This is a genomic window from Rhizobium sp. 'Codium 1' (assembly GCF_020889605.1).
Lineage (GTDB): Bacteria > Pseudomonadota > Alphaproteobacteria > Rhizobiales > Rhizobiaceae > Allorhizobium > Allorhizobium algae.
The window spans coordinates 496,209-512,531 of record NZ_JAJGPW010000001.1; the positions used below are offsets into that span (position 1 = coordinate 496,209).

Genomic DNA, 16,323 nt, shown 5'->3' on the forward strand with positions numbered 1-16,323 from the left:
GGCTCCGATGCGCTTTCTCCCCGTCAGCCTGACCGTCCTGATTGTCGAGTTGAAAGATCTCGACGAGACGCTCGCTCTTTTTGCCTCATTGGAAGCCGATCCGGTCGATGGCATCATCGATATCGTTCCGGCGGCGCGCACGCTGATGATCCGGTTCCGTCCAGAGATGCTGACCGGCGAGACGCTTGCCGCAGCCATCGCCCATCGCGACCTCTCGGCCAGGATTCCGCCATCCGACATGCTGGTCGAGGTCCCCGTCACCTATGACGGCGAGGATCTGCACGATGTGGCAGAGCTGACAGGTCTATCCGTCGCAGAGGTGATCGAGCGGCATACGGCGAGCGAATTCACGGTCGCATTCTGCGGTTTTGCACCCGGCTTCGGCTATCTCGTCGGCGGCGATCCGGCATTGCAGGTACCGCGCCGGCAGAGCCCGCGCACGAAGATCCCGGCAGGATCCGTGGCGCTGGCCGGTGCCTTTTCCGGCGTCTATCCGCAGGCAAGCCCTGGTGGCTGGCAAATCATCGGCACCACCCCGGTGAAGATGTGGGATCTGACGCGTGAGCCGCCGGCACTTTTCCAGCCGGGCTACCGCGTGCGCTTCTTCGATCTGGCCAAACGCGCTCAGTCCACAGTTGCGGTGCCCGCTTCATTGGTAATCGAGACCCCGGCGGCCAAGCATGCGGCGTCGACCACCATCAAGGTCACGGCGGCGCCCATGCCGGCGCTGGTTCAGGATCTCGGCCGCTTCGGCCAGACTGGCCAGGGCGTGTCATCCGCCGGCGCGCTCGACCAGGGCGCATTTCGGGCAGCAAACCGGGTCGTCGGCAATCCAGTCGAGGCCGCCTGCCTGGAAATCACGCTTGGAGGATTTTCGTTCGAAGTCTCGGGCCCCACGCTCATGGCGCTCACCGGTGCGCCCTGCCCACTGACCATCCGCGACGTCAAAGGCCGCGTGATCGAGGCTGAGAGCTATCAGCCCGTCTCGCTGGAAAAGGGCGACACCGTCACGCTCGGCTTTGCACCCAGCGGTGCGCGCAGCTACCTTGCTTTTCGCGGCGGTCTCGATGTGGCTCCGGTGTTGGGTAGCGCTTCTTCGGACACGCTGGCCGTCGTCGGTCCCGATCCGGTCGGTGTGGGTGCGGTGCTCGCGATCCGCCCAGCCAGTCGCAGCCTCTCTCCCGTGTCACTCGACGAGAGCCCCGCTTTCGACTATCCCGCGCCTGGCGAGGTCGTCATTCTCGACGTCGTGATGGGGCCGCGCAGCGACTGGTTCACCGGACGGGGAATCGAGACCCTGGCGCGTCAGATCTTCGATGTCACACCCCAGTCGAGCCGGGTCGGAATCCGGCTTTCCGGCGCAGAACCACTTGAACGCAAGGACAAGGCGGAGCTTCCCAGCGAAGGCACAGCCACAGGCGCCATCCAGGTGCCGCATAGCGGGCAACCGGTGCTGTTTCTTGCCGACCATCCGCTGACCGGCGGCTATCCCGTCATCGGCACGGTCGCCGAATATCATCTCGATCTCGCCGGTCAGATCCCGGTAAACGCCAAAATCCAATTCCGGCCCATCACGCAATTCGCCGAAATCACGCCCGCCAAGGCATGATTTCGTGCCGACGATCATGGCAGCCGACCAGAGACATGAGGAGACCCCGATGAAGAAAGTGCTGATTGCCAATCGCGGCGAGATTGCCGTGCGCATCATCCGCGCCTGCCGCGACTACGGGCTCCAGTCCGTCGCCGTCTACGCCGATCCCGATATGGACGCTCTGTTCGTCACCCTGGCGGACGAGGCCTATGGTCTTGGCGGCAGCCGTCCGGCGGAGACTTATCTCGACATCCAGAAGCTCATCGACATCGCACGGCGCTCCGGCGCCGACGCCGTTCACCCAGGTTACGGCTTCCTCTCCGAGCGGGCGGAATTCGCCCGTGCGGTGCAGGAGGCAGGGCTCACCTGGATCGGCCCGGACCCGCATGTGATCGAAGCGCTCGGCGACAAGGTGGAAGCGCGGCGGATCGCGCTTTCCGTCGGCGCGCCGCTGGTGGCCGGCAGTGAAGGCCCGGTCGAAACGGCCGAAGAGGTCGTGGCCTTCGCGAAGGAATACGGGCTTCCCGTTGCGATCAAGGCCGCCCATGGCGGCGGCGGGCGTGGCCTCAAGGTCGCCTGGAAAATGGAAGAGGTCGCCGAACTCTATCACTCCGCCGTGCGCGAGGCGAAGGCCGCCTTCGGACGTGGCGAGTGTTTCCTCGAACGGTTCCTCGATCGCCCACGCCACATCGAGGCGCAGGTTCTAGCCGACAAGCACGGCAATGTGCTGGTGCTTGGCACCCGCGACTGCTCGCTGCAACGGCGCAACCAGAAGCTCGTTGAAGAGGCGCCGGCGCCGTTCCTGAGCGACAGCCAGCGTCAGTCGATCCATGAAGCCGCCGCCAAGATCTGCGCGGCTGCTGGCTACTCAGGAGCGGGCACGGTCGAATTCCTGCTCGGCGTCGATGGCACGATCTCCTTCCTCGAAGTGAATACCCGCCTGCAGGTAGAGCACCCGGTGACCGAGGAGACGACCGGGATTGACCTCGTGGTCGAACAGTTCCGGATCGCCGAGGGCAAGACGCTCGAGGTGTTGGAAACCCCTGCCCCGCGCGGTCACTCGATCGAGTTCCGCATCAATGCCGAAGACCCCGGCCGCGGCTTCCTGCCGACGCCGGGGGAAATCACCCGTTTTGATCCTCCGTCGGGGCCAGGCGTGCGGCTGGACACGGGCGTCGTCAGCGGGTCGACGATCCCCGGAACCTTCGATTCCCTGATGGCAAAGCTCATTGTGACAGGCGCGACGCGTGCGCAGGCGCTGGCCCGCGCACGCCGGGCATTGGCGGAGTTCAAGATCGAAGGGGTGGCGACCGTTCTGCCCTTCCACCGCGCTGCGATGGAATCCAGCGACTTCACCGGTGAAGAGGGTTTCCGCGTTCACACGCGCTGGATCGAAACGGATTTCGCCGAGACGCTGGCATCCGCTCCCCGGCCTGAACCGCTTGGGGATACGTCCCTGATCCGCACCCATGTGGAGATCGACGGCAAGCGCCATGAGCTGGGCATCCCGGCTGTGTTGCTTTCAGGCCTCGGCAACCTTGCCGGCGGCGGTGCGAATGCAGCCGGACAGACAACGGCAAATACCGAGGATGTCGACAGCGTCACCGCGCCGATTTCCGGCACGCTGCAGGCTTTCAAAGTCGAGGATGGGACCGAGGTACGGGCCGGCGACCTGATTGCCGTCATGGAAGCTATGAAGATGGAAACCCAGGTGACGGCCAGCCGCGCCGGTCGGATCCGGTTCAAAGCCGAAGCTGGCGGCTATCTGCAAGTGGGCCACGAGATTGCGCGCTACGAGGGTTAAGCCAAGGCCACAACAGAGCGTTGGCTTGGCCCGGCCGCGTGCATCGGGCGCACACCCTGCATCATGCGGACGGGATAGCGCTCAAACGACAAAAGGCCCGCCTAGAGCGGGCCAATTGTTCAAACTCTGAAGTGTCAGGCCTTGTCGACGACGTTCTTCACCGCGTCCTTTGCCTCACCCTTGGCCTGCTGGCCGTGGCCTTTGGCCTCCTGTGCGGCGCCCTTGGCTTCAAGGCTCTGATTGTCTGTCGCGTCGCCAACGGCCTGCTTTGCCTTGCCGGCCAGTTCATTTGCATTGCCGGAAATCTTGTCGGATGTGGAACCCATAATCGTTCTCCTTGTTTGCGGTACCGCGCAGATTTCAAGTCGCTATCCGGTCATCATGTGCCGGGAAAGTCCGTCTCAAGCTGCTCGACGATCCGCTTACATCTACAATGCGCGAGGACGGCGATCGTTCCAGTGACGCCCTGAGGCGCCACCATACTTTGGGCCCGACAGGCGATCAGCGCTTGTAGGCGCCGAGGCCGGGGCGGTAGGTCTTGTCGTCGAGGAACTGCTTCAGGCCCTCGGCGCGCCCATTGCTCTTGTCGAGGAAGAGCATCTGCTCAAGCTTGGCATAGATATAATCGTCAGCCTGTTCCCAAGGCATGTTTCGCACCCGCTTAAAGGTATCCTTCGCCGCCTTCAGGACGGTGGGGTTCTTTTCCAGCAGGCTTGCGCACAGGGTGCGGACGCGCGTTTCCAAATCGGCCAGCGGTACGGATTCGTTGACGAGACCCATCTCGCGGGCTTTCTGGCCGCCGAAGGTCTCGCCGGTCATGATGTAGTAGAGCGAATCCCGGTGGTTCATGACCTCGGCCACGGCGCGGGTGACATTGCCGCCCGGCAGGATGCCCCAGTTGATTTCGGAAAGACCGAAGGTGGCTTCATCCGCCGCGATCGCGAGGTCGCAGGAGACGAGTGGCGTGAAAGCCCCGCCGAAGCACCAGCCATTGACCATGGCGATGGTCGGCTTTTCGAAATACATCAGTCGGTTCCACCAGCCGCCGGACTGACGGCGACTCTTGAGAACGGCCGCACGGCCCTTGCCGTCGTTCTCACGGAAGTATTCCTTGAGGTCCATGCCGGCCGACCAGGACTGGCCGGCGCCGCGCAGGACGAGGACGCCGCAGCGGTCATCCGCTTCGAGTTCGTCCAGCACTTCCAGCATGCGCATGTTCAACTTCGGGTTCATCGCGTTGCGCTTCTCCGGACGGTTCAACGTCACGAAGGCGATGCCGTTGTCGAATTCGACCAGAACCGGATCTGGCGTGGTGTTCGTATCAGTCATGACTGGCTCCTTGAGGCATTGCTTGGGACGTGGTGCCCATTTTTCCGTGTTCAGCTTGGGGCATGGGTCTGGCGCAGGATATGTTTCTGCGCCTTGCCGGATGCCGTTCGCGGGATCTGGTCGAGAAAGACGATGCGGGTCGGACGTTTGTAGGTGGCCAGTCGCTCGGCACAATGGGCAAGAATCTCTTCTGCCGACGGGCTCCCGGCTTGGGCCACGATGAAGGCGACGCCGCATTCCCCCCATTTCGGATCGGGCAATCCGACGACTGCGACATCGCGCACCTTCGGATGCGCCCCGATCACCGCCTCGATCTCCGCCGGGAAGACGTTTTCTCCACCGGAAATATACATGTCCTTGAGGCGATCAGGCACATGGATCACGCCGCCCTCACCCCGGCGCCCGAGGTCGCCGGTGCGGTACCAGTCACCGACGAATGCACGGGCCGTCTCGCCAGGCTTGTTCCAGTAGCCGGGCGTGACAGAGGGCCCCTTGACCCAGATCTCACCGACCTCACCGTCGTTTACATCCTGCCCGTCTTCGCCGACCAGACGGACGGCAAGGAGCGGTGCGGGAAAGCCCACACTTCCGGGATGCCGTGCGACCGCATCCCGATCGAGCGGCATGTGGATGGCCGTACCAGCCTCGCTCATGCCATAGCCGTTAACGAGCGGAATGCCGTCTGCAAGGAAGGCTTCGATCAGGGCCGGAGACAGCGGCGCGCCGCCGATGAAGATTGCCTGGAGCGCCTTCAGTGCCGTCGGATCCCAGCCGGGGGCGCTGCGCAGCGCAGACGCCATCTGGGGCACTGCGAAGTAATGCGTGACGCCGAGGTCGGGATCACCAAGGACCGCAAGCGTCCTGTCGGGCAGGAAGCGGTCAGAGATCACCAGTCGCCCGCCCATCATCAGCGCCGTGCGCCCGATGGCGACAAGCCCGATGGTGTGGAAAAAGGGCAGGTCGCAGAGCGACACTGACCGGCTGGTGACTTCACCGACAAGGGCGAAGTTGACCGCCGACGCAAAGGCATTGCCCCGTGTGATGACCACACCCTTGGGGCTGCCTGTCGTGCCTGATGTGTAAAGCATGATGCAGGGTTTGTCGGCGTCGAGCGCCACCGGTTCGGCGCGCTCGGCGTTCGCCACCATCCGCGCCCATCCTTCCGCGCCCTCGACCGGAATGGCTCGCGGCAACGGCTCGGCGATCTGCGCCAGCACGTCGGAAAAGTCTGCTTCATGAATGAGAAGTGCTGGATCGCAATCGGCAATGATTTGCGAAAGTTCGGCTGCACCGAGCCGCCAGTTCAGCGGTACGAAAACCTGACCTGCACGCTGGCAGGCGAGGCAGGCGACGATCTGGTCGATGGAATTGCGTCCGAGAAAGGCAATACGCTGCGAGAGCGGTCGGCTGCCGACAATCTGGGCCAGCAGGCCGGCTGCGCGGGCGACGGCGTCGTCCAGTGACTGGTAGGTCTCGGAACGGCCGGTCGCGACCTCGTAGGCGGCCGGGCGATCCGGACTGACCAAGGCGCGATGGATCAAGGGGTCGTCCGTCTCCAGACCGACGGACCCAACAGCCGCTGCTGTCGACTGAATTCCAGGCTGCATTTCGTTCTCCTCATCGCCACCCATCCGGGCCTCCTTGGCGAATTGTATGCTTCACATACTATTTTGACGATTCTGGTTTGACAAGCCGAATTTGACTGTTGCAGTCGAAAGTGATCATGAATAGTTCCGCAAACTCGATGCGGCATGACTGGAAGAGAAGCCATGACCAGACATAATGACCTGAAGCCGGCGAATGACGACGATGTTTTCGAAGTCGGCTCCCCGCTGCGCACAGGACGCCTCAATGAAATTCTCGGCTTCCATTTGCGCATGGCCAATGTCGCCATCTACCAGGACTATTCGGCTGCCATGGGAGATCTGGGGCTGACCCAGAAACAGTTTGCCGTGCTCGAGCTGATCGCGGCCAATCCCAAGGTCAGCCAGATCGACATCGCCAATCAGCTCAGCATGGATCGTGCCACGATGATGGCGCTGGTCAACCGGCTGGAGGGGCGCGACCTCCTGGTGCGCAAACCTTCATCGGTCGACAGGCGGCGTCAGGAACTTCTCCTGACGGCGAACGGCATCGAGGTTCTGAAACAGGCACGCAACATCCAGGAACAGCACGAATTGCGCTTTACCGAGCGGTTTTCGCCCGAAGAGCTCGAGATTTTCATCGACAGCCTGAAGCGCATCTATTCCGACATCTTGCCTGTTCTGCCCCAGTCGGACTGAGCGTCACTCCCAGACATTCCAGACAGAAACGACCGCCCGAAAGCGGTCGTTTCGATTTTCATGATCAGAACGGGTAGTGCTGGTTCGGATCCTCGATGGTGATCCAGCGCAGTTCGGTGAACTCGGTGATCGCCGCCTTGCCGCCGAAGCGCCCGTAACCACTGCCCTTGACCCCGCCGAACGGCATTTGCGGCTCGTCGAACACGGTCGGGCCGTTGATGTGGCATATGCCGGACTCGATGCGCGCAGCGACTGCCAGCGCGCGGCGGATGTCGCGGCTGAAGACCGCGCCGGACAGGCCGTATTCGGTGTCGTTGGCGACGCGGATTGCCTCTTCCTCATCCTTCACACGGATGATCGGCTTGACCGGGCCAAAGCTCTCTTCCTGATACATGCGCATGTCTGGCGTCACGTTGTCGAGCAGGGTCGCTTCGACGACGCTGCCTTCGCGCTTGCCGCCAGCCACGAGCTTGGCGCCCTTGGAAACGGCATCAACGATGAGATCGTCCATCTTCTTGGCCGATTCCAGGCTGATCAGAGAACCGAGCACGACATGGCCCTTCGGGTCCCCCGCAGGGAGCTTCGAAGCCTTGGCGGCGAGCTTTGCGACAAACTCGTCGGCGATCTTATCGTCGACGATGATGCGCTCGGTCGACATGCAGATCTGGCCCATGTTCGCGAAGGCGCCGAAGGCAGCCGCATTCACCGCCGCATCGATATCGGCGTCGTCGAGAATGACCAGCGGCGCCTTGCCACCGAGCTCCAGCAGGGCCGGTTTCAGGTTGCGTCCGCAAAGCTCCCCGATGATCTTGCCCACCTTGGTGGAGCCGGTGAAATTGACACGCTTCACCGCCGGATTGGTGATCAGCGCTTCGACGATCTTGGCTGCATCTTCAGGTGCATTGGTGATGACGCTGATGGCGCCCGACGGGAGACCTGCCTCGACCAGGCACTGGGCGATCAGGCGATGGGTGCCCGGGCATTGCTCGGAGGCCTTGAGGATCACGGTGTTGCCGCAGGCGAGCGGCATGGCGACAGCGCGCGTGCCGAGGATGATCGGCGCGTTCCACGGCGCAATGCCAAGGCAGACGCCCACGGCCTGGCGCATGCCCATCGACAGCGAACCCGGCTTGTTCGACGGAATGACCTCGCCGGAAATCTGGGTGGTCATCGAGGCCGCCTCGCGCAGCATGCTGGCGGCGACCATGACATTGAAGGCACCCCAGTGGCCGGTCGCGCCGGTCTCGGCAATGACGAGTTCGGAGAACTCGGCCGTTTTCGACTCCATGATGTCTGCGGCCTTCAAGAGGATCTTGCGACGCTCCCCCGGGCCGGTTCTGGACCATGCCGGGAAGGCTGCAGCGGCCGCATCGACGGCCGCGGCCGCATCTTCCAGACTGGCGGCGGACGCCGTGGTCGCGACTTCCTGAGTAAAGGGATTGATGCGCGTGAAAGTCCGCCCGCCTGCGGCAGACGTCTCCACGCCGTTGATCAACAGCGAAACATGCATGTTCACGATAGAAACTCCTCCTGTGTTGTCAGCACCAATGAACCGGGTGGCGGCCGGTTGTCATTCCCGCCCAACCAATGATCTCGGATCGATTCCCTCCGGTCCCAGCGACGGTTCTGCATACGGCACCATCTCCCGTGGCCCTGTCATTTTTGTAAGTCTAGCAAACAAATATTGTTTGACAAGAGTCTTCGCGTGGCCGTCGGAACGGTCAGTAGGGCAAACCTACATAGTTCTCGGCCATGGCCGTGGATGCCGCGCGAGAATGGGTCAGATAGTCGAGTTCGGCTTCCTGGATCTTCTGCCCGAAGTCGCCCGTATCGGGGAAACGGTGCAGCAATGTGGTCATGGACCAGGAGAAGCGCACTGCCTTCCAGACACGCTTGAGTGCACGAGGCGAATAGGCGTCCAGCGCGGCATCGGATTTTTCCTGATAGTGCTCCAGCAGGCCTTCGATGAGGTAGTACACGTCTGATGCCGCGAGATTGAGCCCCTTCGCGCCCGTCGGCGGGACGATATGGGCCGCATCGCCGACCAGGAAAAGCCGACCGAAGCGCATGGGCTCGGCGACGAAAGAGCGCAGTGGTGCGATCGATTTCTCGAAACTTTGACCCGTCACCATGGCCTCGGCGTGATGGGCCGGCAGGCGGCGGCGGATCTCATCCCAGAAGCGCTCGTCCGACCACATCTCGACCGTATCGTCGAGCGAGCACTGGACATAGTAGCGACTGCGGGTTTCCGAGCGCATGGAACACAGGGCGAAACCACGCGGGTGATTGGCGTAGATGAGTTCGTGATTGACCGGCGGCACATCGGCGAGGATGCCAAGCCAGCCGAACGGGTAGATCTTCTCGAAGGTCTTGATCGCATCGTCCGGCACCGCCTTGCGGCTTGCGCCATGAAACCCGTCGCAGCCTGCGATGAAATCACAGTCGATGCGATGACTGACGCCATCCTTCTCATAGGTGACGGAGGGATGATCTCCGGCAAAGCCGGAGGGCACAACATTGGCAGCGTCATAGATCGTCACGCCGCCATCACGCTCGCGACGCTCGATCAGGTCGCGCGTCAGCTCCGTCTGACCATAGACCATGACTCGCTTTCCGCCGGTCAGGTCGAAGAGATCGATGCGATGATCGCGGCCGTCAAAGGCCAACGAAAAGCCGTCATGCGGCAGACCTTCGCGGTGCAGGCGATCGCCAACGCCAGCGCGATCCACGAGGCCAACGGTACCTTCTTCAAGAACACCGGCGCGAACGCGCGAGAGGATGTGGTCCTTGCCAACGCGATCCACGATCACGTTGTCGACGCCAGCATTGGTCAGGAGCTGTCCCAGAAGCAGGCCGGAAGGGCCTGATCCGATGATGGCAACCTTGGTCCGCATGTCTTTCTCCCGCTGCGCACTGAAATTGTGTTTCGACAAATTCTGGTGCGACGGGCAGTCCACCACAATGGACGGATCATGTGTTTTGTTGCACAAATCGAACATGATGCAACGCACTTCTCAGCCAGGTGATTTAATCCCGACCTATGACCTCTATGGCGAAGATGACCCGTCGGGCTCGCGCTTTTGGGTGCACTGCGAAACGATTGCGGCCAGAAGCGCCCTCCATCACTGGGAAATAGGCCTGCATCGACACGAGCGTTACTTTCAGATCCTGCTGGTGACCGGTGGATCGGGCGACGCCATCTTCGACGGAGAAACTGTGCGTTTCGAACCGATGTCTCTCGTGACCGTTCCGCCGGCAGTCGGACACGGGTTTCGCTTTTCACCTGATATCGAGGGTTATGTCTTCACCTTTCTCGCGAGCCGCCTGCCCGTCCGTCCAGGGGAGCCGAGTGCCTTCGGCGACTTTCTTTCGGCGCCTCGGGTCACGCGCCTGCTGCAAGAGACCGGTGAAGGTAAGTTGATCATCGACCAACTCCTGCGGGTCGCCACCGAATGGGAGGGACGGCTGACCGGCCGAACCGTGCTGATGGAGGCGGGTCTTGCGGCTTCACTCGCGCTGACCGCGCGGATCGCCGCGCATGACCAGACGGAGGCCGAAGGTACGGACGAGAATGACCGCAGGATCGAAGCCTTCTCGGCGCTGCTTCACCGGGAAGTGCGCAATCACCGGCCCGCATCCTTCTATGCCGGCGCACTTGGCATCACGCCGACGCATCTCAACCGGGTGCTGAAGGCAAAGACAGGTCTCGGGACGCAGGATCTGGTGGCGCGACGGCTGATCGAGGAGGCGCAAAGGGAATTGCTGTTCACACCGGGCAGCGTCAAGCAGATCGCCTTCCGTCTCGGCTTTTCCGACCCTGCCTATTTCTCACGATTCTTCAGCCGCCAGACCGGCATGACACCCGGCGCCTGGCGGCGGCAGGAACAGACGCGGATTGGATCGCGCAACGATGAACCGGGCGGCATCAGGGAGCGCTGAAACGATCGATCAGCACCTGTCGCATCTCGTCCATCCGCCACTCGCGGGTCTGTGCTTCCGGAAGCATGCCAGCCGTGAAGCCTTGGGCTTCGAAACTCTCGACAAGGTCTCTGTCGGCCGAGACGACATGGATCGGTACGGCGCGTGACGCATTCGGCCCGGTGATGATGTTGGCTGGCTGGTGATCGCCCAGGATGACGAAGACAGTGTCACGGCCGAAGCGCGCCATATAGCTGCCGAGCGTCTCAAGCGAATAGTCGATCGTCTGGATGTACTGACGGCGCACACGCTCTGGATCGGCCCAAACCACGGATGGCGGATCACCGCTTTCCGCCTGCGGGTTGAAGATCGTCCCGTCACCGACCTCCGCCCAGTCGACGAGCGTCGGGACCGGGGTCCAGGGCGCGTGGCTGGAGATCAGCGCGATTTCCGCCATGACCTTCTCCCCTGCGGCGTGGGCCGGGCCACGGCCGAGGCGTTCGAAAGCCGCAAGCGTGTATTGGTCCGGCATCGTCACCCAGTTGAACGGTTCGCCGCGATATTCGAGATCGGCCGCAGCCAGGGTCTGGCGGTAGCCATAATAGGCCGCCTCCGGCCAGTCCATGGTGATCGCCGGCATGGCCGCGACACTCTTCCAGCCAGCTTCCGAGAAGAGGCGATTGAGGCTCGGCTGGCTGCTGATCATCAGCCGGTCGTAGCGGGCCTGACTGTCGATCCAGAGGCCCGACAGGAGCGTGCCGTGGGCGAGCCAGCTCAGACCGCCGACGGTGGGTGAGGTTGCCCAGGCGCTGGCCGAGGCCAGCCCAGCGCTCTGGATCTCCGCCTGGACACTTGCCAGACGAGGCCGTGTCGTGTCGGCGTAACGCGGATCCTCCAGGGCCGACCGCCCATAGGACTCGACGAAAAGGAAGACGACATCCATGTTCTCGACACCGGCGAACAGCCTTGCACCCGCACGCGGGCCCTCGCCCTTGGCCAGCGCCGCTTCGAAGACATGCATGTCCTCGACGGACTTCACGATGAGTGCAAGCCGGGTGCGGAGATAGGTGGGTATGCGCGCCTCGATCCTGGGCGTGCCCATGAAGGTCGCCAAGCCGCCAAAGAGCGTGACGGCTGCCAGGAATATCACCAGCCAGGAGCGGGCTGGCCGTGGCATTGCCGCAAGCCATCGCGCGGCCGCCAGGAAGAGGACCAGGACCAGCGCAAGACCAAGAAGTGCTGTGACCACACCAGTCAGAGCCGTGAGCGTTCCGACCGTGCCGGATATCAGGTTCCAGCCATCCACCAGCATCTTGGCATCGAGATAGGGATTGAACGGCCGCTCAAATGCAGACTTGGTGCCGATGTCCGCGATTTTGAGGAACAGGATCGTCAGAAGCAGAAGCCCACTGAGAAGAGCGCTCGGCTTGCGCAGACGGCGGGGCACGACGAGCAAGAGGAGCATCAAGAGCGGCCATTCGAGCGGCAGGCGCAAGAAGGCGTTCCATCCGATGGCATCTGGATGATCCGGAAGGGTAAACGCCAGCCAGGCGATTACCGATACGAGCACAACGCCGAGATAGGGACGAATGTCGGTTGCCGGCTTCAGCATCGCGCAAGGCTCCCCGGCCCAACCTGGCATCCATTGCGCAGACGCGGTTTTCTCGGCATGGAAGTCCGTCGGATCAATTCTTGCGTATAGGTCTTCGACAGATCATTTTCAAACGACGGAAGTCTCACCATTTGCCCCTGCTGCGCCTCCTTGCTGCCCTCGCACTCGTTGCCTTTCTGGCATTCCTGATTTCCGGAACGGATTTCGAGGCCCTGAAAGATGGCTTCAAGCAAGTATCGGCGGCACATGTGATCGCCGGTCTCATGCTCGTCCAGATCCAGATCGCCGTCTCGGCTCTGCGCTGGCGCTTCACGGCCGCGCGGCTCGGTGAGGCCATGTCCCTGCCGCTCGCCGTCAGCGAATATTATGTTGCAAGCTTTCTCAATCAGACCCTCCCCGGCGGGGTGGCCGGCGATGCCGTCCGCGCCTATCGGATGCGAAGTGAAGGACCCGGCGGCTGGAAACGGCCGACAAAGGCTGTTCTGTTCGAACGACTGTCCGGACAAATGGCCTTCTTCGTGCTGGCCCTGGGCGGCCTCTTCATCTGGCCACAGGTTCTTGGCGGCGAGGATGCGGGCCGGCTCTCGCTTCACATCGCTCTCGGCTTCATTCTCGTTGCCGCCGCAATCGGTGGCGGCATGAATGTCATCAAGCGACGTTTCTCGTGGATCGGGCAACTCGTAGACGAGGTGGGCGCCGTCTTCGTTCGCGACGGGGCACTGTTCATTCAAGCAGGCATGAGCTTGCTGATCGTTGGCACTTATGTCGCGGGCTTTTTCCTTGCAAGCGATGCGGTCGGAGCGCCGCTTCCCTGGACGGCAGCGCTGACCGTCATTCCGCTCAGCCTGATCGTCATGCTGATACCCGCCGGCATGGGCGGGTGGGGGACCCGTGAAGCAGCCGCGATGGCGCTTTGGCCGCTCATCGGCGCCACGTCGACCGAGGGGCTTGCGGCCAGCATCGTTTATGGCGGCCTGTCGCTCGCCGGCGCCCTGCCGGGACTTGCAATCCTCACGCTCGAAACGATCCGTGGCAAGCCTCGCCGAGCCTGACGACGCGATCATTGCCGATCGAGCCGGGCATAGACGTCGCCCGAGGCACCCTCTGTCGGCATCTGCGAGAGTTCGACGAGCAATTCGTCCGCCGTTTTCCAACGCTCGGACACGAAGCGATGCCGTTCTCCGACGACGCGGTTGAATCTATAGGCTCCCAGGCCCATCAATCGGTCGATTGCATTGGAGGCAACCGAGGGCATTGCGGGAATGTATTCAAAGGCGATCAGCGGGATCGGTTTCGTGAGACCGTGGAGAATTTCCGCCTCGGCGCCCTCAACGTCGATCTTGCAGAAGGCCGGTAGTCCGTATTTCGCGATCAGGTGGTCGAGCGTCACCATCGGGACCGTCACCTTGCGATCCCAGACGACCTGCGAAAAGCCCTTGCTCTGACCGACGGTCTCGACGAAGCGGCTGGAAATGCTCGTCACCGTCGGATGACGGCTCGAGATCAGCAGATCAATCTCACCCGCCATGCGCCCCACCGCCACGCGTTCGAAGCCGGTCAGGTGCGCGGCAAAGCGGCGCTCGATGAATTCGGCAAAGGCCGGCTGCGGCTCGACTGCAACCACTTTCGCCCCAAGGGAGAGCAATGTGCTGCTGCGGCTGCCGACGTGGGCGCCGATATCGAAGACGAGTTCACCGGGTTTGACGATGGAGCTGTAGAACCGGCGCAGTGCCGAGCGCCGCCAGGGCTGGCCGTAATAGACAACCAGCGAGCGCGCCAGCCCGAGGGACGTCGAGAAGCGGTCAACGAGGCCCATCATGCTTCGGCCGGCTGGCGCAGGAGGAAGACGATGTCCACGGCAAAGGAATAGACAAGCGCGACAAGGGCAGCCGCTGCGATTGCCGTGGAAAACGGCGGCGCCACGAATGGCACCAGGATGATGCAGAGCGCCGCGATCTGAAGCACACAAATCAGTTTGCGCCTGAAGGATGGGAAAAGCTCGCCATTCAAGCGCGGCAAGACCCAGCCTAGGGCTACAAAGCCGTAACGCAAGAGGCCGATCAGCAGCACCCAATGCCCCGCCTTGTCCAGGATGGTCGCCGCCAACGAGAGCACCAGAATCAGGAGTGCATCGACTTCCATGTCGAAGCGGGCCCCGAAGGACGATTCCTGGCCGTAGCGACGGGCGAGATATCCATCGACGCCATCCAAGGCGAGGGCAAAGAGAACCACACCGACAAGCGTCCAAAGAGCGAGCTCAACGGTCGCCAGACTCTCGAAACAGATGATGGTTGCGAATGTCAGACTGACGAGGGAGGCCCGGAACGCCGTCACCAGATTGGCATATCCGAAGCGGCGATGCGGATGCGCCGGCAGAGCATAGATGACCAGGGAAAACATCAGTGCGAGCGACACGATGACGAAGGCGACGAAATCCCATCCCACAGGCAGAACGAAGGAGGCAAGCACCGCAACGACGCCCGTACCAACAAACAGTCCGGACAGGATAGCAAGCGTATCGTTCAGGAGGCCGCGCCGTTCCAGCAGACGCGAGGCAAAAGCCGATCGGCTTACACCCCATGATCCGACGAAATCAACGCCGCCAAGCCGTTCCGGCTCGCTTGCCATCTGCAATCCTCCCTGCCCGCCTGAATATTATTCTGCAGCGACCAGCGTTGCCAGGTCCATCAGGTGGCCGGCACGCAGGGTCTTGGTACGCAGGTAGTTCTCGTTTTCCGCAGTCACACGCCCCGTGACCGCCGCCCGCGCCTCGACCTCGATACCGCCAAGCTCGAGGCCGGCGATCTTGGTCGGGTTGTTGGTGTAAACGGCGACCTTCGAGATATCGAGCAGACGCAACATGGCGACCGCTGCCTCATAACGTCGGTGATCTTCCGCAAGCCCGAGTTCAGCATCGGCATCGATCGTGTCCAGACCCAGGTGCTGATAACCATAGGCGCGCATCTTGGCGCCGATGCCGGTGCCGCGCCCTTCCTGATCGAGATAGAGCAGGACGCCGCCGCCAGCCTGCTTGAGAAGCGCCAGGCCGTTGCGAAGCTGGTCACCACAATCGCATTTCAGCGAGCCGCAGAGATCACCCGTGATGCAGGAGGAGTGAATACGGATCGGCACCGTCTTGGACACATCCGGCTTGCCGACCACGATCGCCACCTGATCCTTCTGCGCGAGACCGCCACGGAAGACAACGAAATCGGCATCGCCGAGATCCTTGAGCGGGACCCGGGTGCGCACAACCATGTCAAAACGCTGGCGCGCCGCATCGGCGCCCTTCAAGCGGCTTGAGGCGATTTCGCAGCATCCGGCGAAACGATCGTGGATCTGCGTGACGTCAGCCAGGACCATGGCCGGCAGCAAGAGTGCCAGACGTGCAAGCTCGGCAGACTGTGTCGCCAAGGCATCTGCCGGCTGCCAGAGTGCCGGCTTTTCCGCGCCGATTGCATAAGCGAGGCGCGACGCAGTATCGAAGGAAAGACCGGCAAGCGGCGTGACCACATCAAGGTCCCTGCCGATACCGAGGCGGCTCGCGCGGGGCGCAGTCAACAGAAGGCCGTGACGGTTCTCGGTGACCGGAGCGAACTGGTCGAAAAGGGAGGGCGCAACGCAATCGAGCGCAAGAGCCGCAATCTTCCTATCACCCTCGCTGATCACCACTGGACGGCCATAACGAAGCTCCGATACCGCACGTTCAACTTCGATCGCAGCGGTAGGGAACTGGAAAGCGGGCTGGCTGGATTTCGACATGAGGCATTCACTCCCTAATCAGTGG

At 62.4% G+C, this 16,323-nt stretch carries 14 protein-coding genes; 5 read left to right on the forward strand and 9 right to left on the reverse strand.

Translation table 11 applies throughout. The annotated features are described in order from the left end of the window. The first annotated feature begins 7 nt into the window (after positions 1–7). Positions 8–1,609, forward strand: a complete 1,602-nt coding sequence (locus tag LJE98_RS02415; RefSeq protein WP_229573126.1) for a 5-oxoprolinase/urea amidolyase family protein — start codon at positions 8–10, stop codon at positions 1,607–1,609. A 49-nt stretch (positions 1,610–1,658) separates the two neighbouring features. Beyond that, positions 1,659–3,395 carry an acetyl/propionyl/methylcrotonyl-CoA carboxylase subunit alpha gene (locus LJE98_RS02420; protein ID WP_229573127.1) on the forward strand — a complete coding sequence of 579 codons (1,737 nt, stop codon included), beginning with the start codon at positions 1,659–1,661 and terminating at the stop codon, positions 3,393–3,395. A gap of 134 nt (positions 3,396–3,529) precedes the next feature. On the opposite strand, the gene LJE98_RS02425 is transcribed toward LJE98_RS02420, so the two are convergent. From LJE98_RS02425 to LJE98_RS02435, 3 genes are all read right to left on the reverse strand, one after another. Next, positions 3,530–3,721, reverse strand: a complete 192-nt coding sequence (locus LJE98_RS02425) for a CsbD family protein (protein WP_229573128.1) — start codon at positions 3,719–3,721, stop codon at positions 3,530–3,532. A 175-nt stretch (positions 3,722–3,896) separates the two neighbouring features. Next, positions 3,897–4,724 carry a p-hydroxycinnamoyl CoA hydratase/lyase gene (locus LJE98_RS02430; RefSeq protein ID WP_147887647.1) on the reverse strand — a complete coding sequence of 276 codons (828 nt, stop codon included), beginning with the start codon at positions 4,722–4,724 and terminating at the stop codon, positions 3,897–3,899. A 50-nt stretch (positions 4,725–4,774) separates the two neighbouring features. After that, positions 4,775–6,331, reverse strand: a complete 1,557-nt coding sequence (locus tag LJE98_RS02435) for an AMP-binding protein (protein WP_229573129.1) — start codon at positions 6,329–6,331, stop codon at positions 4,775–4,777. A 162-nt stretch (positions 6,332–6,493) separates the two neighbouring features. Between LJE98_RS02435 and LJE98_RS02440 the strand changes: the two genes are divergently transcribed. Beyond that, complete coding sequence (locus LJE98_RS02440; RefSeq protein ID WP_229573130.1) at positions 6,494–7,006, forward strand: MarR family winged helix-turn-helix transcriptional regulator; 513 nt, start codon at positions 6,494–6,496, stop codon at positions 7,004–7,006. Between the two features lie 64 nt (positions 7,007–7,070). Here the strand turns inward: LJE98_RS02440 and LJE98_RS02445 are convergent, their stop codons facing one another. Further along, entirely contained in the window at positions 7,071–8,516 is a 1,446-nt protein-coding gene (locus LJE98_RS02445) for an aldehyde dehydrogenase (RefSeq protein WP_229573880.1), read from the reverse strand. A gap of 211 nt (positions 8,517–8,727) precedes the next feature. Further along, positions 8,728–9,900, reverse strand: a complete 1,173-nt coding sequence (gene pobA / locus LJE98_RS02450; protein ID WP_229573131.1) for a 4-hydroxybenzoate 3-monooxygenase — start codon at positions 9,898–9,900, stop codon at positions 8,728–8,730. Positions 9,901–10,003: 103 nt separating this feature from the next. On the opposite strand from pobA, the gene LJE98_RS02455 reads away from it, so the two are divergent. Beyond that, positions 10,004–10,945, forward strand: coding sequence for a helix-turn-helix domain-containing protein (locus LJE98_RS02455; RefSeq protein WP_420710083.1), 942 nt, complete (start codon positions 10,004–10,006; stop codon positions 10,943–10,945). On the opposite strand, the gene LJE98_RS02460 is transcribed toward LJE98_RS02455, so the two are convergent. Continuing rightward, on the reverse strand, positions 10,932–12,536 hold the full coding sequence (locus tag LJE98_RS02460; RefSeq protein ID WP_229573132.1) for a sulfatase: 1,605 nt from the start codon (positions 12,534–12,536) through the stop codon (positions 10,932–10,934). The genes LJE98_RS02455 and LJE98_RS02460 overlap by 14 nt on opposite strands. Positions 12,537–12,667: 131 nt before the next feature. Here LJE98_RS02460 and LJE98_RS02465 point away from each other — a divergent pair, with 131 nt between their 5' ends. Then, a complete protein-coding gene (locus tag LJE98_RS02465; RefSeq protein ID WP_229573133.1) occupies positions 12,668–13,588 on the forward strand; it encodes a lysylphosphatidylglycerol synthase transmembrane domain-containing protein in 921 nt (306 codons plus the stop codon). A gap of 8 nt (positions 13,589–13,596) precedes the next feature. Here the strand turns inward: LJE98_RS02465 and LJE98_RS02470 are convergent, their stop codons facing one another. Genes LJE98_RS02470 through ribA form a run of 3 tightly spaced genes read right to left on the reverse strand, consistent with a single transcriptional unit; the run spans position 13,597 to position 16,298 of the window. Further along, complete coding sequence (locus LJE98_RS02470; protein WP_229573134.1) at positions 13,597–14,355, reverse strand: FkbM family methyltransferase; 759 nt, start codon at positions 14,353–14,355, stop codon at positions 13,597–13,599. After that, entirely contained in the window at positions 14,352–15,164 is an 813-nt protein-coding gene (locus LJE98_RS02475) for a CDP-alcohol phosphatidyltransferase family protein (protein ID WP_229573135.1), read from the reverse strand. The genes LJE98_RS02470 and LJE98_RS02475 overlap by 4 nt, the downstream gene beginning before the upstream one ends. A gap of 27 nt (positions 15,165–15,191) precedes the next feature. After that, complete coding sequence (ribA, locus tag LJE98_RS02480; protein ID WP_229573136.1) at positions 15,192–16,298, reverse strand: GTP cyclohydrolase II RibA; 1,107 nt, start codon at positions 16,296–16,298, stop codon at positions 15,192–15,194. Positions 16,299–16,323 lie beyond the last annotated feature (25 nt).